17 protein-coding genes are annotated in these 24,415 nt (G+C 67.1%); 7 read left to right on the top strand and 10 right to left on the bottom strand.

The annotated features are described in order from the left end of the window. Positions 1 to 79 precede the first annotated feature (79 nt). Together DZC52_RS14685 and DZC52_RS14690 are read left to right on the top strand one after the other, a co-directional pair. Positions 80 to 1,993 carry an Ig-like domain-containing protein gene (locus DZC52_RS14685; protein WP_181918974.1) on the top strand — a complete coding sequence of 638 codons (1,914 nt, stop codon included), beginning with the start codon at positions 80 to 82 and terminating at the stop codon, positions 1,991 to 1,993. A 169-nt stretch (positions 1,994 to 2,162) separates the two neighbouring features. Further along, the gene (locus DZC52_RS14690; protein WP_116651904.1) at positions 2,163 to 4,325 is read left to right on the top strand and encodes a RelA/SpoT family protein; all 2,163 of its coding nucleotides are present in this window, start codon (positions 2,163 to 2,165) and stop codon (positions 4,323 to 4,325) included. 232 nt (positions 4,326 to 4,557) lie between these two features. Here DZC52_RS14690 and DZC52_RS14695 read toward each other — a convergent pair whose 3' ends face one another. Next, entirely contained in the window at positions 4,558 to 8,964 is a 4,407-nt protein-coding gene (locus tag DZC52_RS14695; protein ID WP_116651905.1) for a glycosyltransferase, read from the bottom strand. Between the two features lie 142 nt (positions 8,965 to 9,106). Here DZC52_RS14695 and mrcB point away from each other — a divergent pair, with 142 nt between their 5' ends. From mrcB to DZC52_RS14720, 5 genes are all read left to right on the top strand, one after another. Continuing rightward, positions 9,107 to 11,398: a penicillin-binding protein 1B gene (gene mrcB / locus DZC52_RS14700; protein ID WP_116651906.1), complete on the top strand. Its 2,292-nt coding sequence runs from the start codon at positions 9,107 to 9,109 to the stop codon at positions 11,396 to 11,398. Between the two features lie 78 nt (positions 11,399 to 11,476). Next, the gene (locus tag DZC52_RS14705; RefSeq protein ID WP_116651907.1) at positions 11,477 to 11,992 is read left to right on the top strand and encodes a tetratricopeptide repeat protein; all 516 of its coding nucleotides are present in this window, start codon (positions 11,477 to 11,479) and stop codon (positions 11,990 to 11,992) included. Between the two features lie 28 nt (positions 11,993 to 12,020). Beyond that, positions 12,021 to 13,928 carry a DNA repair helicase YoaA gene (yoaA, locus tag DZC52_RS14710; RefSeq protein ID WP_116651908.1) on the top strand — a complete coding sequence of 636 codons (1,908 nt, stop codon included), beginning with the start codon at positions 12,021 to 12,023 and terminating at the stop codon, positions 13,926 to 13,928. After that, positions 13,925 to 14,581: a tRNA (adenosine(37)-N6)-threonylcarbamoyltransferase complex dimerization subunit type 1 TsaB gene (tsaB, locus tag DZC52_RS14715; RefSeq protein WP_116651909.1), complete on the top strand. Its 657-nt coding sequence runs from the start codon at positions 13,925 to 13,927 to the stop codon at positions 14,579 to 14,581. Before yoaA ends, tsaB begins: the two co-directional genes overlap by 4 nt. A gap of 125 nt (positions 14,582 to 14,706) precedes the next feature. Beyond that, positions 14,707 to 15,084, top strand: coding sequence for a hypothetical protein (locus DZC52_RS14720; protein WP_147307729.1), 378 nt, complete (start codon positions 14,707 to 14,709; stop codon positions 15,082 to 15,084). A gap of 277 nt (positions 15,085 to 15,361) precedes the next feature. Here the strand turns inward: DZC52_RS14720 and DZC52_RS14725 are convergent, their stop codons facing one another. Genes DZC52_RS14725 through DZC52_RS14765 form a run of 9 tightly spaced genes read right to left on the bottom strand, consistent with a single transcriptional unit; the run spans position 15,362 to position 24,166 of the window. Continuing rightward, the gene (locus DZC52_RS14725) at positions 15,362 to 17,686 is read right to left on the bottom strand and encodes a glycosyltransferase (protein ID WP_116651911.1); all 2,325 of its coding nucleotides are present in this window, start codon (positions 17,684 to 17,686) and stop codon (positions 15,362 to 15,364) included. A gap of 7 nt (positions 17,687 to 17,693) precedes the next feature. Beyond that, on the bottom strand, positions 17,694 to 19,433 hold the full coding sequence (gene ptsP / locus DZC52_RS14730) for a phosphoenolpyruvate--protein phosphotransferase (protein WP_116651912.1): 1,740 nt from the start codon (positions 19,431 to 19,433) through the stop codon (positions 17,694 to 17,696). After that, entirely contained in the window at positions 19,430 to 19,699 is a 270-nt protein-coding gene (locus DZC52_RS14735; RefSeq protein WP_116651913.1) for an HPr family phosphocarrier protein, read from the bottom strand. Before DZC52_RS14735 ends, ptsP begins: the two co-directional genes overlap by 4 nt. Continuing rightward, the gene (locus DZC52_RS14740) at positions 19,696 to 20,073 is read right to left on the bottom strand and encodes a PTS sugar transporter subunit IIA (protein ID WP_181918975.1); all 378 of its coding nucleotides are present in this window, start codon (positions 20,071 to 20,073) and stop codon (positions 19,696 to 19,698) included. The genes DZC52_RS14735 and DZC52_RS14740 overlap by 4 nt, the downstream gene beginning before the upstream one ends. Further along, on the bottom strand, positions 20,070 to 20,930 hold the full coding sequence (gene rapZ / locus DZC52_RS14745) for an RNase adapter RapZ (protein WP_116651915.1): 861 nt from the start codon (positions 20,928 to 20,930) through the stop codon (positions 20,070 to 20,072). Before rapZ ends, DZC52_RS14740 begins: the two co-directional genes overlap by 4 nt. Continuing rightward, the gene (gene hprK, locus DZC52_RS14750; RefSeq protein WP_116651916.1) at positions 20,927 to 21,868 is read right to left on the bottom strand and encodes an HPr(Ser) kinase/phosphatase; all 942 of its coding nucleotides are present in this window, start codon (positions 21,866 to 21,868) and stop codon (positions 20,927 to 20,929) included. The genes rapZ and hprK overlap by 4 nt, the downstream gene beginning before the upstream one ends. Beyond that, positions 21,865 to 22,335: a PTS sugar transporter subunit IIA gene (locus tag DZC52_RS14755; RefSeq protein WP_116651917.1), complete on the bottom strand. Its 471-nt coding sequence runs from the start codon at positions 22,333 to 22,335 to the stop codon at positions 21,865 to 21,867. The genes hprK and DZC52_RS14755 overlap by 4 nt, the downstream gene beginning before the upstream one ends. Before the next feature lie 35 nt (positions 22,336 to 22,370). Continuing rightward, positions 22,371 to 22,691: a ribosome hibernation-promoting factor, HPF/YfiA family gene (hpf, locus tag DZC52_RS14760; protein ID WP_116651918.1), complete on the bottom strand. Its 321-nt coding sequence runs from the start codon at positions 22,689 to 22,691 to the stop codon at positions 22,371 to 22,373. A 53-nt stretch (positions 22,692 to 22,744) separates the two neighbouring features. Continuing rightward, on the bottom strand, positions 22,745 to 24,166 hold the full coding sequence (locus DZC52_RS14765; protein WP_116651919.1) for an RNA polymerase factor sigma-54: 1,422 nt from the start codon (positions 24,164 to 24,166) through the stop codon (positions 22,745 to 22,747). Positions 24,167 to 24,415: the final 249 nt, after the last annotated feature.

A 24,415-nucleotide genomic window follows, 5' to 3' on the forward strand; every position in this document is an offset into this window, starting at 1 on the left:
AAAGCCCTGAATTAACGGAACTTTTATGCTCTCCGGATGGTCATTTTGCAATTGGAGTCGCTACAATATTAGGCAACTGATGCACACCAGCGGGAAAAAACGGACTGTGGCAGCTTTGATGATTCGAAAATCCGCGATGCACGCCGTTGCGGCGATCGCGTTGGCGACCGGCGTCTCCTCGCTGGCGCAAGCCGGGCAGCGCGTGGCCAGCAACGTCTCTTTCGTTGTCGACGGAGGAGCGGAAATTGCCGTCTTGCCCGTCATTGCGGAAACGGCCCAGAGCGATCTGGTCACCTATGACCTGGTTGCCGGCCAGGTTCAGCTATCGGCCGGGAATCTTTCGCCTGATTACGTCGATCCGCTCTTCTGCTTTGACATGGGCTCTCAGCCGGTGGACGCCACCATTCGCGTCAAGGATCCGAACGGGCACGAGATCATCGACAACTTCTACCTGATCTCGTCGCTCGAGTACTCCTTGTCCGCGGCGCCGAGCTTATCGATTCGTCCGGCCACGAATCAGCAGTGTTTCTTCCGTTCCTCCGGCGGCACCTTCGGTCTTTTCGGCATGGAAAGCCAGGAGGGTGCCGGCGACACCGACGTCATTGCGCGCGACCGGTTCGAGATCAATCGCTCGCTCGATCTCGAGTTCCAGCGCGTGCCCACCTTCGTGACGCCGGACCAGACCTTCGATTACGACATCGTCGTGACGAATACCGGCACCGGTGCCCTCAACAACGTGGCACTCCAGGAACTGTTCCCGGAAAACCTCGACGTCTACTCGGCAGCGCTGACCCCGGCGACCTGGACCTGCACGGCGACCGGTGATGCGGTGTGCCCCACCGTCAGCGCCAACGCCAGCTCCCTGCGTTTCGAGCAGATGAATGCCGGGGGCATCGACTTGCCGGCGGGCGACAGCCTGACGTTCACCATCGAGCGAACCGTGGCCACCAACTCCGCCACCGGCGAGGACATCCATCTGCACGCAGGCACGGTGGCCGACCCCCTCTCCACGGGCACGCCTTTCGCGGTGGGCGAGGCGACGATGACGGTCATCGGCGAATCGGACGGTCTCAGTGTCTCGGCCACGGATGCAACCGCAGATTCGGCAATCACGACCGGCAATACCGGAGACGATGCTCAGATTACCGTCACCGTGCTCGACGCCAGTCTGAATCCAGTGCCCAACGAGCCGGTTGCGGTCGACAATGCAGGCGGGCTGACGATCACTTCGCCCTCTTCGGGCACGACTGACATCAACGGCGAAGTCAGCTTTACGGCGGCCCCTCCTGCTACCCTGTCGAACGCGGGTGATTACACCATTTCATTCACGTCGGGCAACCTTAGCGGCAACGGTGTAGTGACCATACTGCCCGGCGAGCCGGCCAGTTTCTTCATGCAGGCTTCCGTGCCGACCGCCACAGCAGACGGCCAGGATCCGGTGGAAATCCAGGCCCTGGTCGAAGATCAGTTTGAAAACCCCGTGGACGCGGCGGAGGTCGAGGTCGCTCAGGATGACGGTCTCGCCTCGCTTCCAGCGAGCGCGTTTACCGATATCAACGGGATCGCGGTCTTCAACGCGACATCGACTTCTACCGGTACTTTCGAGCCGAGCTTCTCGGTGGCCGGGGTCGGCACCTCCCCGGCGACGGTTTCTTTCGAGGCGGGCGCGCCGGACGATCTCGTCTTCACTCTGCAGCCGCCCAATCCGGTCGTTGCCGGCACCTCGTTCGACGTCAGCCTCAACGTGGTGGATGCCGAGGAAAATTTGGTCACCGATGATCAACTGACTTTCGTGACGCTGAATCTGCAGCAGGGCGGTAGCACCGTTCGCACTCTGACCAGTGGTTTGGTGACCAACGGCCAGATCACGCTGACCGTCGGGTCGATCGATTCCAATGACATCGGCACCGACTACCGGATTCAGGCAGTTGCCTCTGGTACTGGTTTCTTCGGTGCCAACAGCACTACCTTCGAGGTGGTGGCGCCTCAGTAAGCGTCTGTCGATAAGGGAGCAGGGGAAGCAACAAACAGGGGATCGGGGGTTTACAGGGGAACGGGGATTTCACTTCCACGCCACCTTCGATTTCCGGAAATCTGGTTCCTGACAGAACGGTCGGTTATTCTCCGGCGATGAGGCGTAGTTACCCGCTCAAACGCAGACCGTGAGCCGCGATCTCCAATCCGAGCAGCGCGCACTCGAGCACTGGATTCGCTCGCAGTCCGAATCGCAGCCGGGTATCAAGATCGATCGCCTGCGTTCGCGCGTCGAACTCCTGGTTGATGCAACCGGCGCGCGGGGAGCAACGGCGCTTGCGCTGGTGCACGGGGCGTTGAGTGCACTGAGCCGGCTCGGTCCCGATCCGGTTGTGATCGAGGCCACCATCCTTCTGCCGCTGGCGCTCGAGGAGCAGCGCCGAGAGGCGCTTCCCGACGATTGCGATCCTCGCGTGCACGAGCTCCTCGAGCAGCTGCGGACGCTGACCTTCTTCGGGCGAACCTACCTGCCCGACGACCAGACCCGCGCCGAAGGCCTCCGGCAGTTGCTGATGGCCCTGGTTGCCGACGTGCGCGTGGTGCTCATCGCACTGGCCTGGCAAGTCGCGCGCCTGCACCTGGCCCGGAACGAAGACGAGGCCACGCGCCGGGAGATCGCGCGCGAGACGCAGATGATTCACGCGCCCCTGGCCAATCGCCTGGGCATCTGGCAGCTCAAGTGGGAGCTCGAGGACCTGGCCTTCCGTTACCTGGAGCCCGAGACCTACCAGCGCATCAGCCGGCTGGTGGCGGAAAAGCGTTCCGACCGGCAGGCCTTCATCGAGCAATTCATGAGCCGGCTGCGCGCCTTGCTCGAGGACGCCGGCATCCATGCAGACGTGACCGGCCGGGCCAAGCACATCTACTCGATCTGGCGGAAGATGCAGCGCAAGGGGCTCGATTTCCACGAGTTGTTCGATGTGCGCGCGGTGCGCGTCCTGGTGGACAGCGTGGAGCAGTGCTATTCCGTGCTCGGGCTGGTGCACACGCGCTGGCAGCCGGTGCCGGGCGAGTTCGACGACTACATCACCAATCCCAAGGCCAATCTCTATCAGTCGCTGCACACGGCGGTGAGCACCAGCAGCGGTCGCGTCGTGGAAGTGCAGATCCGGACCCACGAAATGCATCGCCACGCCGAACTCGGCGTTGCCGCCCACTGGCGCTACAAGGAAGGCGGTCCGCGCGACGACGCGCTCGAAAAGCGCATCGGCGTCATGCGCCAGCTACTGGAAGGGCAGGATGGCGAGGACGACGACGAGGCGCTGCTGGAGAGTTTCCGCAACCTCACGACCGAAGACCGGGTCTACGTGCTCACGCCGCGCGGCGAGGTGCGCGACCTGGCCGCCGGGGCAACGCCGCTGGATTTTGCCTACCTGATTCATACCGAGGTGGGTCACCGCTGCCGGGGCGCCCGTGTCAACGGTCGCATCGTGCCGCTCACCTACCAGCTGCGTAACGGCGACCGGGTCGAGATCCTGACCGCCAAGGAGCCCAGGCCCTCGCGCGACTGGCTGATTCCGCGCCTGGGCTACATCCACACCGCGCGGGCGCGCGCGAAGGTGCGGCAGTGGTTTCGCCAGGCCAACCAGGAGGAGAACCTGGCCGCGGGGCGGCAGGCGGTGGAGGCCGAGTTCCGTCGCCTGGACCTGGGCCTCGACGAGATTCGGCGCGTCATGGAGAAGTTCAACGCCACACGCGTCGACGACCTCTACGTCAGTGTCGGCGCCGGCGACGTTACCGCAACGCAGGTGGCTCAGGCGGTCGAGCGCCTGCACGCGCGCGAGCAAAAGGAAAGCGAGGGCATCGCCGTTCAGCGAAAGCCGGTCGACACGGCGGCCGGCGACGACGATGTGCGCATCGAGGGCGTCGGCAGCCTGATGCACCAGATGGCGCGGTGCTGCCAGCCCGTTCCCGGCGACCCGATCGCCGGCTACATCACCCGGGGAAGGGGCGTGAGCATCCATCGCCAGGATTGCCGGCAGTTCCTCAACCTGCAGCGTCGCCAGCCCGAGCGTGTCCTCGACGTGCAGTGGGCCAGCGGATCACGCAGCCGCTACCCCTCGCGCATTGTGGTCAGGGCCTGGGACCGCCGCGAGTTGATCAAGGACATCGGCACGCTCCTGGCCGCCGAGCGGGTCAACGTGACGGGGATGAACGCCCAGCACGGCGACACCGGCGACGAGGTCACCATCGAACTGACCGTCCAGGTCGAGGACTTCGACCAGCTCTCCACGCTGCTCAGCCGCCTCCAGGCCATCCCCAGCGTCACCGACGCGCGGCGGCTGCGTTGAGGGGGAAAATCCTGTAAACGCGAAGACGCGAAGACGCAAAGAAAACCGGGGAACCACGGAAGACACGGAAAGCAGGGAATGAGTGGCATTCGAGCAACGGCCGCGCCGGCACCTTGCCCTGCCGGCCTTGAGTGCCCCTGAGTCCAATCGACTCATCCTCTTTCCGTGTATTCCGTGAAATTCCGTGGTTGTGGTGTTTTGGTTTTGCTTTGCGTCTTCGCGTCTTTGCGTTTCAGGAAGTTTTTAGTGCTTCCAGCAGTTCGGTGATGGCCCGCCGGGCGGCGTCGAAGCTGAAGTGTTTCTCGACATTGGCCAGGCCGCCGTCGGACAGCTTCAGCCATAGCGCTTCGTCTTCGTAGGCCCGCACCACCGCCTCGGCGAAGGCCTCTGAGGTGTCGGCCACGAGCACGTCCTCCCCGTCCTCGAGGTACATGCCTTCGGCTGCGCAGCCGGTGGCCACCACCGGCAGGCCCCAGGCCATGGCCTGGTTGACCTTGCCCTTCACGCCCGCGCCGTAACGCAGGGGCGCCACGGACAGGCGGCAGCCTTCGAGGTAGGGTCCGAGGTCGGCGACGTAGCCGTGCACGACCACGCCTTCGCTCCTTCGCTCGCGCAGGCTCTCGGGCATGCGGCTGCCGATCAGGTGCAGCCGGGCCTCGGGAATCCGGTTTCGCACCAGCGGCATGATTTCGTCGATCAGCCACTCGGCGGCATCTAGGTTGGGCGGGTGCTGGAATCCGCCGACGAAGAGCAGGTCGCGCCTTTCGGACCAACCCCGCCGCCGGCCGTGGATGCGGTGGATGTTCGAGAGGACCCGAATGCGGGCGTCGGGCACCAGTTCCCGCAACAGTTCCTGCTCGACCGGACTGACCACCAGCGTGGCATCGGCTTGCCGGATCAGGGACAGTTCGGCCTCACGGGTCTTGCGCGCGATGCGCGCAGCCTTCTCGTCCCCGGCGATCTCGGCCATGCGCTCCTCGCGCAGGAAGTGCAGGTCGACGGTATCGAAGACCAACGCCGCATCTCGGCAGTGTCGGCGGATGACAGGCATCAGCGGTTCGAGCACGTAGTGCCGACTGACCAGTACCTGGTCCAGACGCGCGCCGTGCCGGGCCAGCCATTCCTCGATGCTGCCGCTCCAGGGCTGATGGAGCACTTCCACGCCCGCGGTCTGCAGCTGGCGGGTGTAGCGCGCCACCCAGGCCAGGTTCTCGGGCACGAAGCTGACCCGATAGCCCAGGTCGCGCAGGATGGTCAGCATGGCCACCATGCGCATCGAACCGGAATCCTTGTCGGGTTCGGGCGTGGTCGCGTCGATCACCAGCACGTGCCCGCGTGCCCGGTGATGGCGCGCCCGGTAGACGGCCTCGACGGCCTCGGGGCCGGGCACCGGCTCGGGCTGCCGGGCCAGCTGATTCTTCCAACGCGCCAGGAACTTCTCGCGATTGACGGCCTGGTAGCGCTTGGTGCCCGAGGATTCGTCGGTGCCGGAACTGATGCCCTCGTGATGAACGATGGTGCAGGCGGGCTGGTAGATGACTCGCAGCCCGGCTTCGCGTACGCGGAAACACAGGTCGGTGTCCTCGTAGTAGGCCGGCGCGTAGTGCTTGTCGAAGCCGCCCAGTCGAGCAAACAGCGTCCGCTCGATGCCCAGGCAGGCGCCGGAGACGTAGTCGGCCTGGCAGGCGAAGTTGTACTCGGGTCGGTCGGGGTCGTCACCGCGACCGTAGTTCCAGCCCGATCCGTCATTGAAGACGATGCCGCCGGCTTCCTGCAGGCGGCCGTCCGGATACACCAGCCGGGCGCCGACGATGCCGGTGTCGGGAAACGACGCAAAGGTCTGCACCAGGGCCTCGATCCAGCCGTCGGTGACCGTCGTATCGTTGTTGAGGAAGACCAGGTAACGGCCCTTCGCGGCTTCAGCGCCCGCGTTGCAGCTGGCGATGAAGCCGCTGTTGGTCTCGTTGCGTACTGCGACCACGCCCCGGCATTGCGCCAGGTATTCGGCGGTGTCGTCCGTGGAGCAGTCGTCGACGACGATCACCTCGAGCGGGGTCGTGCCGGATCGGGCGGCGATCGAATTCAGGCACGCCGAAGTGTAGTGGGCCTTGTTGAAGACCGGCACGACGATGCTGACTACCGGTTCGTCGGGTGGTTCCAGGCAGACCGGGCAGAGCGTTTCACCCGGCGCCTCGACGGTCTCGACGCCTTCGGGCATCGCCACTCGGGGCGGGGCACCCTGCTGCATCAGCTCGAGCGTGCCGCGTGCGCCGTAGAGCCGAAGGTTGTGGAACAGTCGGGCGAGCATCCGCGGCCAGCGCAGCGGGTTGTAGACGCGTCGGCGAAGCGCATTGGCAACGATGCGGTTGGTGACGCGCATCGGTCGCGTCATCCGCCACGACCGGCTCGCGAATATGGTCTGGAGCTCCTCTTCCAGGTGCTCGGTCCGGCCGCGCTGGGCCTGGAGTTCGTTGCGCATCGATTCCAGCTCGGATTCCGTCACCTCGAGCCGCCGCAGTTTGTCGGCGACTTCCTGCCGGTAGTCGTCCAGCTCGCTTTCAAGGCGCTTAGCCCAGTTCGTGCGCTCTCCTGCCAGGCGTTCCTGCTTTCGGGCCCAGTCCGTCCGCCGTTCGAGATCGCGGCGAAGCGCTTCGATTTCGTCGCGCATTGCCCGGTGCTCCAGGCGGGAGTCGGCAAGGCGGGCGGCACGGACTGCGGCCTGCAGCTCGGCGCCCGAGCTCGCGGCCGCGCCACGCGGGCGGGCCGGCTCGAGGCCGACGCACTCCTCGATCGAAGACAACGCCCCGCTCACCGGCGGCTCAGCCGGCAGTGCCCGGCGCATCGCCTCGAGTCGTTCGGGCTGCTCGCGCAGGGATTGCACCGCCTGCACCAGTGAAGCGGCGTTCGGTTCGAACAGCAGGCCGTCGACCTCGTGGCGTATGCGCTCGACGAAACTGCCGGTTCGCGTGGCCAGCGGCACCAGGCCGAGCGACCGGGTCTCGGACAGGACGTAGTTCCAGGTCTCGGCCACGGTGGACAGAAAGAGCGCGGCCTGGGCGCCGAGGCGCGCCAGGTGCCGCGGCAGGTCTTCGTGGCGGTAATCGAGGACGATATCGACGCCGGGTCGGCCGAAGAAGCGCATGCCGTCGCTGCCGCAACCCAGCAGCGTGACCCGGGCTTGGCCGCGCAGTTCCTCGAGCGCGGCCTCGAGCAGGCGAAGGCCTTTGCCCGCGGACAGGCGGCCGACCACCACCAGGTTGAGCCGGCCGTCGGGCAGCGGTCTCGGTTGGATCAGCGCTGTTTCGGCAGGCCAGCCGGCGAACCCGTGCGGCACCACGTGCGCCCCTTCGAGCGGATCGGCAACCAGTTTTCGCCAGCGCTCGAGAACCTGGCCGGTGGGGGCAGCCAGGGCCACGCCGTTGTCGCGAACAGCACCCAGCCAGGCCGTGGCCAGTTGTTGCCAGGCCCCGCTGCGGCGCTCCTCGAAAAGGAAGGCCTCGCCGGACTCGGCAACGGCGCGGTCGAGGTCGATGCGTCCGTCCTCGCCGGCGAAGGCCAGCGGGTCGTGATCGAGCACCGGCCAGGCGGGATAGTAGTCGTGCAGCATCTCCAGCGTGGGTTGGCCGGTGGCCAGGGCGTCCAGGCTGTGTCCGATCAGCGATGAAACCAGGATGCGCGCCACGCCGAAGCGGTCAATCACGCTCGAGAGAATCTCCCGATAGCCGGCGTGTTCGACATCCGTTCCCGAAATGGCGGGAGAAAGCGTCCATTGGCGGATGCAGGACCGCCCGGGGCCGGCGGCGTAGAGCTTGAGCCACTGTCCGTGGACGCGGCCGTCGGTGCGACCACCTGCCGAGAGAACGAGGTGGTTGTGTTCCGGGTCGGCGGCCACGACATCGGCGATCCAGCGGGCCACGCCGCCGCCCCAGTCGTGGCTGATGTGAAGCACGACCGGCCGTGGGTCGAATCCATGAAGGGGCAGGGGAGCGAAATCGCCGGCCGTCGCCAGTTCGCCGAGCCGTTCCCGCAGCTGGCCGAGCGCGGCGCGCAGGTCGGGCGCGGTCTCCTCTTCGCCGGGACCGGCCTCCGGATCCCGGATCCAGAGGCCGTCGTATATCCAGCCACGCCCGCTCTCGGCCAGTGCGATCGCCTCGCTTGCACGCCCGGCCAGCACCACGGCGAGTCGCTCCGGTCGAAGGCGGGCGGGGGAGAACTTCAGCTCGGCGGCCGCCTGCATGAGGGAATCGATCGGCGCGCCCGCGTCCAACAGCCCGGCCGCCGGGTCGAGTCCGGCCTGGTGGTTGCCGGGAAGGGTCAGCAGCGCAGGGCAGTCGGGGGAAGCCAGGGCATGCGCGAGGCGCTGCCCGAATCGCTCGGGCAGGACCAGCTGCGGCGCCACGAGCAGGACGCCATGGCGCGTACGTTCGGCGTCGAGCTGGCCCAGCCAGGTCCACCAGGGCCCACGGCTGCCGGGCAGGACTTCCAGCCCGTCGGGCGCATGTCCGCCCTCGCTGGCGACGACCTCGCCGCTGCAGTGGGCCTGCAGCGCCTCGAGCCAGGCCGGTTCGACCGACCGGTCCGGCTGGGTCAGCACGATCACCAGTGCGTGGTCGATGAATTGGCTGTCGGGATCAGTCACCGGGCTGGCGTGCCATGAGCTAGTTCGAGAATGATGGTGCGACGGTATACTGCATTGCCGCGGTCCACATCAGTGCAACCGCCGGACCCGTCGCCGCAAACGGGCAATTATCGTTCAACCATGGTGTTCTGTCATCTCGCGTATGGCCCGCAAGCCACGGCGCAGCCGTAAATCACGTTCCGCAAAGAAGCGCAGCGGCGCCCGCCGCTGGTCGCGCTGGCTGCTGCGTCCGCTGCTGTTCGTGCTGGGCCTGGCGCTGGGGCTGTTCGGCCCCTGGGTATGGTGGCTCGATCGAGAGGTATCCCTGCGCTTCGCCGATCGGCACCTGGCCGAAGCCAGCCGGGTCTACGCCCGCCCCCTCGAGTTGCACGACGGACTGCTGCTGTCGCGCCGTGACCTGCTTGTCGAACTCGAAGCCGCCGGTCTGCGGGCCGGCTCGCCCGCCCGGGCCGGGCGTTTCCGGGTCGACGGCGAGCGAATCGAACTGCACCTGCCGGCTTTCGACTTTCCCGACGGACGACAGGACGCCCGGCGCGCGTCGTTGAACCTGAACGGCGGCCGGGTCGACCTGCGCGGGGAGACCACGGTGTTGCGACTGCCGCCGGCCGAACTCGGGCGCATCCTGCCCCTGGACGACCGCGTGCGTACCCCGCTGGCCATCGAGGAATACCCTCCGCTGCTGGTCGCCGGCGCGCAGGCCGTCGAGGACCGTCGCTTCAAGCACCACTTCGGTGTCGACCCGGTGGGGCTGGCGCGGGCAATGTGGGCCAACCTGCGCGCCGGACGGGTAGTGCAGGGCGGCAGCACGATCACCCAGCAGCTCGTCAAGAACCTGTTCCTGTCGCCCGAGCGCAGCCTCCTGCGCAAGTTCAACGAGGCGATCATGGCCGTCAGCCTGGAGCTGCGATTCTCCAAGGCGGAGATCCTCGAGGCCTGGCTCAACGAGGTCTACCTGGGCCAGGACGGTCGGCGCGCCATCCACGGCTTCGGCCGGGCCGCGGAATACTATTTCGGGCAGCCGGTCGAAGCGCTCGACGCCGGCCAGATCGCGCTGCTCGTGGGCATGGTGCGCGGCGCGTCCTGGTACCACCCGCTGCGCAATCCCGGGCGTGCACGGGAGCGTCGCGATCTCGTCCTGGCGATGTTCCACGAGACCGGCCTGATCGACGAGAACACGCTTCGCCGTCAGCAGGCCGCCGGCCTGGGCCTTCGACCTTCGCTTCGGTCCGGGGCCAGCCAGTACGGTGCTTTCATGGACCTGGTCGGGCGTCAGCTCCGGGCCGATTACCGCGACGCCGACCTGCGCGGCACCGGGCTGCGTGTGTTCACCACGCTGTCGCCTTCGGCGCAGCGCCGGGCGGAGACGGCCCTGGCCGAGGGGCTGTCCGGCGTCGAGCGCGAGCCCGATTCGCTGCAGGGCGCCATCGTCCTGGTCGAGCCCGGTGACGGCGAAGTGCGCGCCCTGGTGGGGGATCGGGTGCGCGGAAGGCGCGGCTTCAATCGCGCGCTGGACGCCCGCCGCCCGGTCGGCTCGGTCATCAAGCCCCTGGTCTACCTGCTGGCGCTATCGCGTCCGGACCGCTTCACCCTGGTCACGCCGGTGGAGGATGAAGCGCTGACGGTCGATATCCCCGGTTCCGGGCCCTGGCAGCCGGTCAACTACGATGGCGTCAGCCACGGTACGGTGCCGCTGCTCGAAGCGCTGGCTCAGTCCTACAATCAGGCCAGCGTCCGGATCGGCATGGCCGTGGGCGTGGATGCCCTGTTCGACCTGATGCGCCGACTCGGCGTCGAGCCGGGCCGCGAGGCACACCCGGCCGCTTTTCTCGGCGCCGTGAGTCTCACGCCGCTGCAGGTCGCCCAGCTTTACCAGCCCATCGCGGCGGAAGGCTACAGCGCCCCGATCCGGGCGGTGCGAGAGGTCGTCGATCGCGACGGCAAGACGATCGCCCGCTATCCGCTCCGACTCAAGCCGCTGCCCCAGCGCGAGTCCCTGGCGCTGCTGGATTTCGCCCTGCGGCGGGTGGTCACCCACGGGACCGGCCGATCGCTGGCGGGCATGCTGGCTGACGATCCGGGGGTGCGCGGCAAGACCGGCACCACCAACGACCGGCGCGATGCCTGGTTCGTGGGCTACACGAGCGACTGGCTGGGCGTGGTCTGGACCGGCCGCGACGACAATCGGCCCGCCGGCGTGGGGGGTGCCAGCACCGCTCTGCCGGTCTGGGCCGGTTTGTTCGACGAGCTGCCCACGCGTGCGGTTCGCCCCGGCTGGCCGGACAGCGTCGAGTGGTTCTGGGTGGATTGGCCGCACGCGCGCCTGGCCGCCGAACACTGCGAGGGCGCCGTGGCCGTGCCCTTCATCGCCGGCAGTCAGCCCGAGACACTTTCCGATTGCCTGGAAAAGCGCGGAATCTGGCCCTTCGGTCGTTGACGCGACCGCATTGTTCAGCGATCAACGCATTCCTAGTACCATTGACTGCGGTTTTGACATGACGCGTCGAGCATTTCAATGAAGGCCGGAATCACCCGTTTCCCGATTTTCGGGCTGACCATTCTGGCGGTCCTTCTGCTGGCCGCCTGTGCACCCTGGCAGCCGACCCTGGACGATCCGGAGATCGCCGAGCAGGTGCGCGCCCCGGAAGGCGGCGGAGAGCCGCGCGGGCTGCAGGTCTATCCATTGCGCAACCCGGCCGTTCGCGAGCTCGAGAAGGCCGCCGAGGCCGCTCGTTCCGAGGGCGATTTCGATCGCGCCGAGAGCCTGCTCGAGCGCGCCCTTCGCATCGAGGATCGCGACCCTGAACTGTTGCAGCGGATGGCCGAACTGCAGCTCTCCCGCGGCCGGTGGGAGCAGGCGGAAAGCTACGCCATGCGTTCCTGGGAACTGGGCCCGCAGGTCGGTGATATCTGCCGGCGCAACTGGCGCACGATGGCGCTGGCGCGAGAGCGCGACGGCGACGTGATCAAGGCCGCCCAGGCGCGCGAGCGCGTCGAGATCTGTCCCGTCGAGCCGCCCGAGCGCTACTGATCGTGGCTTGTGCCCTGACTGCGACCGGATGAGCGAATCCCTCACCAACCTCTTCGGTCCCGAGGGTGCGCTGGCCGGCGCCTTGCCTGACTTTCGCCCTCGCGAAGGGCAGCTGAGGCTGGCGGAAACCATCGATCACTGTCTCCAGGGTGGACAGGACCTGGTCGCCGAGGCGGCCACCGGCACCGGCAAGACCCTGGCCTACCTGGTGCCTGTGTTGCTGCGGGGCGAGCGCACGATCATCTCGACCGGCACCCTCAACCTGCAGGACCAGCTCTTCCGTCGCGACCTGCCGCTGGCGCTCAAGGCGCTGGGCGTGGAGCGCAAGGTGGCGCTGCTGAAGGGTCGGGCCAACTATCTGTGCCTTCACCGGCTCGAGCGTCACATCTCCGAACCGGAACTGTTCGACGACGTCATGGACGAACTGCGCATCGTCCAGCGCTGGGCCCGGCACACCAACAGCGGGGAGATCAGCGAAATCGACGACATCCCCTCGGGCTCGCGCACCTGGCCCCTGGTGACTTCCACGCAGGACAACTGTCTCGGCAGCGAGTGTCCTTTCCTGTCCGACTGTCACCTGGTCCATGCGCGAAGGCAGGCCCAGGAGGCGGACGTCGTGGTGGTCAATCATCATCTGCTGTTCGCCGACATGGCGCTCAAGCAGACCGGCTTCGGCGAGGTGCTGCCGGGCGCCGACACGGTGGTCATCGACGAAGCGCACCAGGTGCCCGACACCGCCATGCGGTTTTTCTCGCGCGGGATCAGCGCCTGGCAGGTCCGCGAGCTGGCCCGCGATACGCTGGCCGCCAGCGCCGGCGCGGCGGGCAGCCTGAGGCTGCTGCAGTCGCCCGTGGCCAACCTGCGCGCCGCGCTCGAACAGGCGGTGAGCGCCTGCGTCGACCTGCCGCGCCGGGGTGAGTATTCGGCGCTGCGCGATTGCCTGGACGAGTTTCACGTGCTTTCGCGCGCGCTCAACGACCTGTCGCGAGCCCTTGATCCGCTCGCCGAGCGCACGCGAGACCTTTCCAATTGCTCCGATCGCGCGGTCGCTTTGCACGACGGCCTGCACGCCTTTCTGGAAGGCAAGGAAGGCTACGTGCGCTGGTTCAGCAGCCGCCAGGGGCGCTTCCAGCTCAATCTCACGCCGCTGGACGTGGCCGCGCCGCTGACCGAACTGCGCGAGCGTGTGCCGGCGACCTGGGTGATGACCTCCGCGACCCTGGCGGTCAACGGCCGTTTCGAGCATTTCACGCGCCGGCTCGGGCTGGACTCGGCCGAGGAGCTGGTCGTGGAAAGCCCCTTCGACTATCCCGAGCAGACGCGGCTGTGGATTCCCGAGAACCTGCCCGAGCCGCGCGATCCGGCCCACACCGAGCGCCTGCTCGAGGAAGTCATGCCCCTGGTGCGCGCCGCCGGAGGGCGGGGCTTTCTTCTGTTCACCGCTCATCGGGCCCTGCAGCGAGCGGCGCATTGGCTGCGGGCGCACACCGATTTCAACCTGCTCATCCAGGAAGACGCGCCGCGCCATGTGCTGCTCGAGCGATTCCGCACGACGCCGAACAGCCTGCTGCTCGGCGCCGCCAGCTTCTGGGAAGGGGTCGACGTGCCCGGCCAGGCGCTGAGCATCGTGGTGATCGACAAGCTGCCCTTCGCCGCGCCCGACGACCCGGTGCTGGAGGCGACGCTCAAGGCCGTGCGCGAGTCGGGGGAGAACCCGTTTACCACCGTTCAGCTGCCCCAGGCCGTGCTGGCGCTCAAGCAGGGCGCCGGCCGGCTGATCCGGCAGTGGAACGATTTCGGCGTGCTGGTCCTGGGTGATCCGCGCATCACGCAGAAACCCTACGGCCGGCTTTTCCTCAAGAGCCTGCCGCCGATGACCCGCGCGCACAGTGCCGCCGAGGCCGCGGAGTTCCTGCGCGAGAGGTTGGCGGCATGAATCGGCTGGGACTGGAGACAGCCACCGATTTCTGCTCCGTGGCGCTGGATGTCGACGGCGAGGTCAGCCTGCGCGAGGAACTGGCGCCGCGCCGCCACGCCGAGTTGCTCATTCCCTGGATCCGGGAGCTGCTCGCCGAGCGCGGCCTGGGCTTCGGCGATCTCGACGCCCTGGCCGTCTCGCGCGGCCCCGGCGGATTCACCAGTCTGCGCATCGGACTGGGCGTGGCCCAGGGCATCGCGCTCGCCCATGGCCTGCCCATCCACGCCGTCTCGACCCTTGCCGCGCTCGCCCGCGCCGCCGACCCCGAGGGCCGTGCCGACCACGTCCTCGCCGTCCTGGACGCACGCATGTCGGAAGTCTACGCCGGGTTCTTCGAGGGCCGAGAAGGCGTTCACCATCCGATCGGCGCGGAGGTCGTGGTGCCGCCGGCAAAGCTCGAACTGCCCCATGACGGCCCCTGGCTCGCCGCCGGCTCCGGCCTGGCGAGCTACGGCGATGTGCTCGAAAGCGTTCTCACCGGCAAGGTCTCCGCGAAGCATCCGGACATCTGGCCTGACGCCCGCAGCGTCCTGGCATTGGCCGACACCGTCGACCCGGTCCCCGCCTGGGAACTGGAGCCGAAATACGTCCGCGACGACGTCACGAGTTAAAGCGCCCCGATCGATACCGAAGGCTGGGCCGGTGCGCTCGCATGAGTCGAGCTCAATGGGGTTCCGGTTGAGAGCATTAATTATTTCGTGGTAACTTCCACTCCGGCTTGGCGGATTTTATGTCCATGAAAGTAGAACGAATTATCTGGGTCTTCGCCACCTTGGCACTGGCTGCGAGCACGGCCGTCAGTGCCATGTTGTACGTGAATGAGCGTGAAATGCGCGAGGCGATGGATGTGCGTATTGCGATGCATAACTCCAATTTGCTCCACGCCCTCAACCAGAATGATCGCGATGGTCTGCGCCAGCAGATCCAAGTCGTGCTCGAGGGACAGTTGAGCGCTCTGGACGGCTACATGGAATGGCGCGGCAAGTCGCATTCCAGAATGTATCAATCGCTTGTCTCGAAGCTAGAGCAGCAGCATCCCGAATACCACGCTTATCTGATTCGCGGGCGTGATGACGGTGCCAAGTCCGAGGTGAGTGATCCAGCCAACGGTTGACTCCCGAGTAAGGCGCAAAGCGTGCGCATAAACAGGCGCGGGTCGTCCAAGATTGGTACGGACCCGAACCGTTGTCTGGTTGGCAAAGCCGTTCCCAAATCCCTACGCACCACCAAATCCCGCCTTTCCGGAACCCCGAACCCGGAACCCCTAGTCTCTTCCTGAAACCTGAAACCTGAAACCTGAAACCTGAAAAGCCGGGACCTCCCAAACGAAGCCGCCATTCGATGAAAGGCCCCGGATCAAGTCCGGGGCGACGGGCATGAATCCCTGAAACCTAATCCAGTTCCCGAAACAACCGGTCGTAGCGCACGGCGATCTCCTGCCAGCTCAGGCTTCGCGCCATTTCGTGGCCGGCTTCGCCGAGAGCCCGGCGGCGGTCGTCGTTGTCCAGCAAGTCCGCCACGGCCCGCGCGAACTCGTCCCAGTCGTCGCGGATCAGCAGCTGTTCGTCATCGGTGACGGGCAGGCCTTCGCAGCCCTTGGTCGTGCTGACCACCGGCAGGCCCGCGGCGAAGTAGTCGAGGATCTTCATGCGCGTGCCGCCGCCGGAGGTGAGGGGAACCACGGCGATGTCGCAGGCCTTGAGCGGCCCCGCCAGTTCCCGCACGCTGCCGGGCAGGCGCAGGTCGGGGTGGGCGATTTCCGGCGGCGCATCGCGACCGATGCCCAGAACCTGAACCCGGTGCCCCAGCCTCGCCAGCCGGGGCAGGATATCTTCGACGAGCAGCTTCAGCGCCTGGCGGTTGGGCGGATAGGAGAAGGTGCCGTGATAGACGAGCACGGGCCGGTCCGGGTCGAGGTCGAATTCAGCCGCAAGGTCGGCGGCCGGCGCGGCATCGAAGGCGGGCAGGTCGACGCCGTGCGGAATGGTGACCTGCCGTCTTGCCGCAAGCCCGTCGGCGATGAGCGCGGCGCGATCGCGATCGGATACGCAGACCACGGCATCCATGCGGCCGGCCAGCTGCAGCTCGCTCGCCTTCAGCTTCTCGAAGGCCCGGCTGGACAGATGGGGCAGCTGCTCGGCCAGGCGCCGGTATTCGACGTTGTGTTCGGCCAGCACGGCCCGCCCGGCGTTGAGCATGCGGCAGATGCGCGCGGGCTGGGCATAGCCCGGAAATTCCGCCAGCGTCACCGAGGCGCCGATCCGGCGACCCACCCAGGCGGCGCGAAGGCCGTAGCCCGGGTCGTAAAGCGGCCAGTACAGGAACGCATTGCTGGCCGGCAGGCCGCGCAGACGATGAACGATGTGGCTGACCGCCCTGGGCAGGGCCAGCAGGCGCAGCCAGAAGGGCAGCGGCGCTTCGTGAATCGCTTCCGGCGCGACCCGCCAGTAGCGGCTGCGATCGGCCGTGACGATGGCAACCTCGCGTCCGAGCCGTGCCAGGCCGCGGGCGGTCTCTAAGATCTTCACCGCGGCGCCGTGGTCGGACGGGAACAGATCCTTGCGCGTGATCACGACCACGCCGTCGCCGGAGACTTCGCGACGTAGAGGCTGCAACAGTCGCTGCGCGATCCGGCCCATGCGGCTCGGCGAGGGCGGCCTTTCCGCGGGCGTCGCCTCGGCGGCGGAGCTGAAACGTCTCTGCGGCCTCCGCGGGGACTTGAGCCACTCGACCAGCGGTCGGCAGCAGTCTTCGGGGTTGAATCGTTCCCGGGCCAGACGATGCGCGCCGCGGGCCCGGGCGAGCCAGGCTTCGGGCCGATCGACCGATTCGGCGACGGCGTCGCGTGCAGCGCGGCGGGAATCGACCACCCAGCCGGCTTGATACTCGCGCACCAGCTCGGCGATGGGCAGGTAGTCGTTGACCAGAACCGGCAGCCCGGCCTGCAGGAAGGAGGCGATTCGAAAAGGCTGCGCCAGCTCGCGCTCGAAGTTCGCTTCGGAGAGCTCGACGCCGATATGTGCCTGCCGTCCGAGAAATTCCTGCCACTGACGCCACGAAGCCAGGCCGTGTTCGACCGCTTCGGTCCCGATTTCGGCCGAGCCGAAATGATGCAGCTCGGCGCGCCCGCGTTGCTCGGGGGCGATGAGCCCGCTCAACCAGTCGGTCGCTTCCCGCCAGGGCCAGTCCTGGCCGCCGGTGACCAGCACCAGCGGCGAGCGGTGATCCTGGCGAGCTTGTGGCGGGGGTTCGACCGCCAGTGGCACTTCGGCGATCGGGACGCTTGCCCGCAGGTCCTCGCCGGCAGCGAGCAGCCAGGCGGCCAGCAGGGTCCGCTGGCGGGCGTTTCCGACCAGGAGCAGGCCGGCCCGGGACAGGGCGCGGGTGTAGCGCCGGATGAATGCGGCCGTGGCCATCGGGTCGACGAAATGCTCCTCGAGCGGACGCGGCGCGATGCAGTCGACGACGACCGGTGGAGCGGCTTTCGCCGGCAAGTGCTCGGCCAGCTGCCAGTAGCCGAGCAGCACGGCGTCCGGCTTCGCCGCCTCGATCCGACGCGCCATCTCGCGCGGCGTCCACTGCGCCTGGTCGTGCTGGACGACTTCGTGGCCGGCGCGGCCCAGCGCGTCGGCGAGCATGGCCGCACGCAGCTGGTTGCCGGTGGCGACCTTGTCCGCATGCAGGGGCGGCTCGAGCGTCAGGTAGAGGATCCGCATGCGGCTGTCAGGATCCGCCCTTGTGCCGAAGTCTCTCGAGCAACTTGTCGCCGCGCTGGTCGCCGCTGGAACGGAAGCGCTCCACGATTTCACGGCAGCGCTTCGCGCTGGCTTCGATCATGCTCTTCTTGACCGCTGCCACGCGAGCCGGCGGCATGCTGAAATGAGTAACGCCCAGGCCCAGCAGCAGCCGGGCGGCGCGCTCGTCGCCGGCCAGTTCGCCGCAGACGGTGACTTCCAGTTCATGGCGGCGGCCGATCCGGACGATGCGGTCCAGTAGTTCGACGATCGCCGGGTGGGCCGGGTCGTACAAGTAGCTGACCAGTTCGTCCTGACGGTCGATGGCCAGGACATACTGGATCAGGTCGTTGGTGCCGACCGACAGGAAGTCCAGTTCGGTGGCCATGGCATCGACGTTGAGTGCCGCCGCGGGCGTTTCGATCATGCCCCCGACCGGCAACTCGGGGTCGATGTTCAGACCCTCGCCGCGCAACTGTTCGCGGCACTCGGCAATGAGCTGGCGGGCCTGGGCGATTTCCTCGACGTTGGTGAGCATTGGCAGGAGGATACGAACCGGGCCTTCGGCAGAGGCGCGAAGGATGGCGCGCAGCTGGTCCCGGAACAGGTCGGTGACCGACAGCGACAGGCGCAATCCGCGCAGGCCCAGGGCGGGATTGGGGCCGCGCGTGAGCGAGAGCGAATCGGGCAGTTTGTCGCCGCCGGCGTCGAGTGTTCGGATCGTCACCGGCTTGCCGCCCATCGCTCGGATGGCGTTGCGGTAGGCCCGGTACTGGGTCTGCTCGTCGGGAATGCGGTGGTCGAGGAACAGGTATTCGGTGCGCATCAGGCCGATGCCGTCCACGCCGGCGTCCATGCAGCGCTCGAACTCGATCGGCAGCTCGGCGTTGCCGTGAACCTGGAAGTGCTTGCCGTCGCCCGTTCGCGACGGCCGGGCGATGAAGCGCTTCAGTTCGCTGCGGTGGCGCTGGCTGGTGGACTGTTTCTCGGCGTAGTGGCGCTGCAGGTTGTCGTCGGGATTGACCAGCACGGCGCCGTAGTGGCCGTCGAGGACCACCGATTCGCCTTCGGTCAGCAGATCCAGGGCGTGGTGCACGCCGACGACCATTGGAATCTCCAGGCTTCGGGCGAGGATGGCCGTGTGTGACCACGGACCACCGTGTTCGGTCACCAGGCCCGCCACGCGGCGCTGGCTGAGGATGGTCAGGTCGGCCGGCGTCAGTTCGGCGGCGATCAGGATGGTGTCGTCGAGACGGTGCGGCACCTGGGTGCTGAACAGGGCCGAGGGCTGGTCGGCGAGTTCGCGCTGGATCAGGCTGACGACCTGCTCGAGGTCTTCGCGCCTGAGGGCGAGATATTCGTCGTCCAGTCGCCTGAACTCCTCACGCAGCTGGTCGGCCTGCTGCGCAAGCGACCACTCGGCGTTGATGCGGTTCTCGCGGATGCGGTCGCAGGCCGACTCGACCAGCATCGGATCCTGCAGGATCAGGCGGTGCGCCTCGAGCAATTCGCGTGCGGTCTCGCCCCCCGACTCGCCGACGCGGTCGAGTACGCCCGAAAGAAAGTCGTCGCCGCGCTTGACGGCGCGGCGCACCCGTTCGACCTCGGCTTCGACGGCATCGGCCTCGAGGTGGTATTCGGGCAGGGCGAGTTCGCCCGGCGTGAGCCGGTGCACCTTGCCCAGCGCAATGCCCGCGGTGACGCCGATGCCGGTCAGGGTCAGGCTCATTCGCCTTCTCCGAAACGGTCGGCGACCAGGCCCGCGATGGCCTCGGCAGCCTCGTTTTCATCGGAGCCGTCGACTTCCAGCGTCAGTCGGCTGCCGCAGGGTGCCGCCAGCAACAGCACGCCCATGATGGACTTGGCATTGACGCGTTTGCCGCGGTGGCTCAGCCAGACCTGGCTGTCGAATCTCGAAGCCGTCTGCACGACCTTGCTGGCCGCCCGGGCGTGCAGGCCGAGTCGGTTGATCAGTTCGAGCTCGACTTCCTTCATGCCCGCACGATCCCTTGCGACCCGCCGTCGGCGGCCAGCGCGGCCAGTTCGGCAGGCGGCTTGTCGGCGTGGTTGATCGTCTTGAGCAGCATCGGCAGGTTGAGCCCCGACACCACCGGGATGCCGTGCTCTTCGGCGGCCTGGTTGGCGAGGTTGTGCGGGGTGGCGCCGGGCAGGTCGGTGAGCACCACGGCACCCTGGGCATCGGCGCCGGTGGCCACGGCGATGCGCAGGGCCGCGAGCGTTTCCTCCACGTCGGCGCGGTAGCTCACGGCCACGGTCGTCAACGCAACCGGCCGGTCGAGGATGTTCTCGGCCTCGCGCCGGACGGCTTCACCCAGGGCGTCGTGGGTGACGAGAATGATGCCGGTCACTGCTCCAGCTCCCGGTGGCTGACGAGCACGCGAACGCCTTCCTCGCGCAGTTCGCGGGCGATGCGGTCGACGATGTAGACCGAGCGATGCTGGCCGCCGGTGCAGCCGATGGCCACGGTGACCAGGCTGCGCTGGTCTTCGGCCAGCGCCGGCAACCAGCGCCGCACGAAGGCCAGGATATCGCCGCAGAACTCGTCGACGATGGGGTGCGATTCAAGGTACTCGCGCACCTGTTCCTCCAGGCCGGTGTGGGCGCGAAGGCCCGGCTGCCAGTGCGGATTGGGCAGGCAGCGCGCGTCGAAGACCATGTCCACATCGCGCGGCACGCCTCTCTTGAAGGCGAAGGACTCGAGCACCAGCGACTGGACGGACTCGTTTTCGGTCACGCCGATGGCGCGCCAGACCTGGCGACGGAGCTGGTGAATATTGCTCTCGGAGGTGTCGATGATCCAGTCGGCTTTCTCGCGGATGGGCTCGAGCAGCTGGCGTTCGGCGGCGATGGCCGTCTCCACGCCGCCGAGGTCGCTCAGAGGGTGGCGGCGGCGCGTCTCGCTGAAGCGGCGCACGAGAACCTTCTCGTCGGTGTCCAGGAAAAGCAGCTGGAAAGGGCGGTCGCCGGGCAGTGAATCGAGCAGTTCGGGCATGCGCTCGAGGCCCTCCGGGCCGCTGCGGGCGTCGATGCCGATGGCCACGCGCGGATAGCGATCGGGCTGGCTTCGCACCTCGCGCGCCAGTTCCGGCAGCAGGCCGCCCGGCAGGTTGTCCACGCAGTAGTAGCCCAGGTCCTCCAGGGCGTGCAGGGCGACGGTCTTGCCGCTGCCCGACAGTCCGGAAATGATGATCAGCGGGCTGGTCATTGCTTGTCGGCGAGCAGGCGGCCGTGACGTTCGACGAATTCGGCCGCCGCGTCGAAGCCCTTCATCCGAAGCATGAAATCACGCACTGCGGCTTCGGCGATCACCGCCATGTTGCGCCCGGCCAGAACGGGCAGGTTGATCTGGGGAATCCTGAGGTCGAGCACCTCGCGCTGGGTATCGTCGCCCTGGAGGCGGTCGGCCTCGGTTTCGTCGGGCCGGGGCAGGTGCAGGTGGATGATCAGCCGCAGGTACTTGCTGGCCTTGATCGCGGCATCCCCGAACATGCGGCGGATGTTGAGGATGCCCAGGCCGCGTACCTCGAGGCACTCCTTGAGCACCGGCGGGCAGGAGCCCTCGATGATGTCGGGCGTGAGCTGGGTGAATTCGGGCGCGTCGTCGGCGATCAGGCGATGACCGCGGGTCAGGAGTTCCAGCGCCAGTTCGCTCTTGCCGGTACCCGACTCCCCGGTGATCAGCACCCCGATGGTGAAGATTTCCATGAACACGCCGTGCAGGGTCTCGCGGGCGGCCAGGCGGCGTGAAATCTGGTATTCGAGGAAATTGACCAGCTCCCAGTCGTTCTGGCTGGAGGTCAGCAGGGGCGTATCGTTCTCGCGTGCCAGCTTGGCCAGGTCGTCGGCGACTTCCAGGCCGTTGGCCACGATGATGGCTGCCGGCTGATCGTCCATGATGCGCGCCAGTGTCTCCCAGCGCGTTCTCGAATCCAGACCCTCGAGCCAGTCGAATTCCTCGCGACCGATGACCTGGATGCGGGTGGAATGAATCGGCGTCAGAAACCCGACCAGGGAGGGGCGGGAATGGAAACCCGTTGGCTCGAGGTTGCGCTTGCCGGCCTCTGACTTGCCGCAGACCCAGCGCAGGTCCAGGCGGTCGGAGAACTGCTCGTAGAGTTCGGCCGGCGTAACGCGCTGGGTCATTGCGCCTGGGCGTCGGCCGGGCTGGTCGACAGCAAGCGCAGCAACTCGTCGGGGTCGTCGATGGTGCGCAACGCGTGGCGCTGCGACTCCCGGCCGAGTCGTTCGGCCATTTCGGCGAGCAGCCGCAGGTGAGTGTCCGTACACTGCCCGGGCACGGCCAGGGCGAAGAACAGGTCGACTTTCTCGTGGTCGGGCGCGTCGAAATCGATCGGACGCTTGAGACGGATCATGGCGCCCGATACCTCGGCCTGGCTGTCGACGCGGCCGTGCGGGATGGCCACGCCGTGCCCGAGGCCGGTCGAGCCCAGCCGCTCGCGCTGACAAAGGCTGTCGAAGATGTCCCGGGAGCCGGCGCTCCCGGGCGCGGTGGACAGAAGTTCCGCCGCTTTCTCCAGCAGGGTCTTCTTGCTCGACACGGAGATGTCGACCGCGATGCGGTCGGGCGCGAGCACGTCAACAAGCTGCATGAGATCGAACCCCTTTTATCGCGCGCCGCGGCGCGTCAGCCGGCCTCGGCCGGGCGTGAGTTGCGGTGGGACGTGACCTTGTCCTTGTGCCGGCGGACCTGCCGATCCAGCTTGTCCATAAGGGCATCGATCGCTGCGTACATGTCTTCGGCCTGGGCCTCGGCATGGAGCGGATTGGTGCGGCCACCGACGGTGATCGTGCCCTCGACGGTGTGCTGCAACTTTTCGAGATGCAGGACGAAATGGGCCGAGATCAGGTTGTCGAAGTGGCGCTCGAGGCGCTCGCTCTTCTCGGCGATGTAGGCCTTCAGGGCCTGGGTGATTTCGATGTTCTGTCCGGTGACTTCGAGTTGCATCTAGGTTGCTCCTTGTTGCACGAGTCAATGTTAATACAGTAGCAGTAGCGGGTTCAGCCCGTTTGCAGTCTCGCGGCTCGCCGGCGCTGGGCCGATCCGGGGATGCCGAGCTGCTCGCGGTACTTTGCGACCGTGCGCCGGGCCAGCTTGATGCCCGACTCGGACAGGCGGTCGGCCAGGGCCTGGTCGGAGAGCGGCTTGCCCGGCATCTCTTCGCCGATCAGGCGCCGTACCCGCGCCTTGACCGCCGTGGCGGCCACCTGCTGGCCGTCCTGGGTATCGATTCCGACTGAAAAGAAGTACTTGAGTTCGAAAGTGCCCCGCGGGGTATGCGCGTACTTCTCCGTGGTGGCTCGCGAGACGGTCGATTCGTGCACCCCGATCGTCTCGGCGACTTCGCGCTGGAGCAGCGGCCGAAGGCCGGTTTCGCCTTCGCTGAAGAAGCCGTGCTGGCGCTCGACGATCGCGCGCGTGACCGCCTGCAGCGTCTGGTTGCGCATTTCCAGGCCGCTGATCAGCCAGCGCGCCTCCTGCAGCCGGTCGCTGAGATACTTCTTGTCCTCGCCGCGGGCCTGCTTGGCGAGTTTCACGTACATGTCGTTGAGCTGCAGGCCGGGATCGTTATCCGGGTTGAGCGTGACCCGCCAGCCGTCCTCGGCCGGGTGAACGTAGACGTCGGGCACGATGTAGTTCTCGTCGTCGCGGCCGAAGCGGGAACAGGGATGGGGGTTGCAGCGACGGATGACCTCCAGCGCGGCGTGTATTTCCTTCTCGCCCATGCCGGTGGCCCGTACGAGGGCCCGGATGTCCTGCTTGCCCAGTTCCTCGAGGTGACGCTCGACGAGGTGGCAGGCCAGGCCCAGCGCCGGTGTATTCGAGGGCATGGCCTTGAGTTGCACCAGCAGGCTCTCGCCCACGCTGCGGCTGGCCACGCCGATGGGCTCGAAGTGCTGGATACGCTCGAGCACGGCGGCCACCTCCTCGATGCTGACCAGGTACTCCGGCGCCAGCGAGGCGCGCAGGGTGGCCAGGTCGTCGTGGAGGTAGCCGTCCTCGTCGAGGGCGTAGATGATGGCGCGCGCGATGGCCTCGTCGGTCTCGCTGAACCCGGCCAGGTTGACTTGCCACAGCAGGTGGTGCTGCAGCGATTCGTCGGCGCGGTCGCTGACGAAGTCGTCGTAGTTGGGAGCCGGGCCGGAGCTGACCGAATAGCCTTCGGGCAGATCGTCGAATCCGTAGTCGTCGCCGTAGTCGACCTCGAGATCGCCTTCGAACTCGTCGCCGCCGGCATCTTCCCCGCTTTCGCCCAGCGGCTCGTCGGCGCGCTCGAGCAGGGGGTTGGTGTTGAGCGCCTCGCGGATGGTCTGGCGCAGCTCGACCCGGTTGAGCTGCAGCAGTGCGATGGCCTGCCGCAACTGCGGCGCCAGCTTGAGCTTCTGGCCCAGCTTGAGCTGGAGACTTGCACCCTGTTTCATAGGCTCGATTCTACGCCCAAAAGCAAGAATCGAGCCAGTTGGTGGCTTCGGGCGAGCCGCAAACCGGGAACCACGGAAGACACGGAAAAGCACGGGTAGACAAGAAGGAAGTCTGGGCAGGCCCTGGCCCGGGGGCTTTGCATGTCATGGAATCGCGCGAGCCGTTGCCCCTACCGAGAACCGGGCCCGACGCGTCAGGGGGTTCTCAGACTGTCCGGGGCAAATTTCGGTGTTCTTCCGTGATCTTCC

It is taken from the genome of Wenzhouxiangella sediminis, assembly GCF_003410055.1.
In the GTDB taxonomy this organism is placed as follows: domain Bacteria; phylum Pseudomonadota; class Gammaproteobacteria; order Xanthomonadales; family Wenzhouxiangellaceae; genus Wenzhouxiangella; species Wenzhouxiangella sediminis.

Excerpts from the sequence above, each read along its gene's own strand:
- DZC52_RS14685 (WP_181918974.1), top strand. The coding sequence starts at position 80 with ATGCACACCAGCGGGAAAAAACGGACTGTGGCAGCTTTGATGATTCGA.
- ptsP (WP_116651912.1), bottom strand. The coding sequence starts at position 19,433 with ATGAGCCTGACCCTGACCGGCATCGGCGTCACCGCGGGCATTGCGCTG.
- DZC52_RS14755 (WP_116651917.1), bottom strand. The coding sequence starts at position 22,335 with ATGCAGCTTGTTGACGTGCTCGCGCCCGACCGCATCGCGGTCGACATC.
- tsaB (WP_116651909.1), top strand. The coding sequence starts at position 13,925 with ATGAATCGGCTGGGACTGGAGACAGCCACCGATTTCTGCTCCGTGGCG.
- yoaA (WP_116651908.1), top strand. The coding sequence starts at position 12,021 with ATGAGCGAATCCCTCACCAACCTCTTCGGTCCCGAGGGTGCGCTGGCC.
- DZC52_RS14720 (WP_147307729.1), top strand. The coding sequence starts at position 14,707 with ATGAAAGTAGAACGAATTATCTGGGTCTTCGCCACCTTGGCACTGGCT.
- DZC52_RS14765 (WP_116651919.1), bottom strand. The coding sequence starts at position 24,166 with ATGAAACAGGGTGCAAGTCTCCAGCTCAAGCTGGGCCAGAAGCTCAAG.
- DZC52_RS14725 (WP_116651911.1), bottom strand. The coding sequence starts at position 17,686 with ATGCGGATCCTCTACCTGACGCTCGAGCCGCCCCTGCATGCGGACAAG.
- DZC52_RS14735 (WP_116651913.1), bottom strand. The coding sequence starts at position 19,699 with ATGAAGGAAGTCGAGCTCGAACTGATCAACCGACTCGGCCTGCACGCC.
- mrcB (WP_116651906.1), top strand. The coding sequence starts at position 9,107 with ATGGCCCGCAAGCCACGGCGCAGCCGTAAATCACGTTCCGCAAAGAAG.
- DZC52_RS14705 (WP_116651907.1), top strand. The coding sequence starts at position 11,477 with ATGAAGGCCGGAATCACCCGTTTCCCGATTTTCGGGCTGACCATTCTG.
- hpf (WP_116651918.1), bottom strand. The coding sequence starts at position 22,691 with ATGCAACTCGAAGTCACCGGACAGAACATCGAAATCACCCAGGCCCTG.
- rapZ (WP_116651915.1), bottom strand. The coding sequence starts at position 20,930 with ATGACCAGCCCGCTGATCATCATTTCCGGACTGTCGGGCAGCGGCAAG.
- hprK (WP_116651916.1), bottom strand. The coding sequence starts at position 21,868 with ATGACCCAGCGCGTTACGCCGGCCGAACTCTACGAGCAGTTCTCCGAC.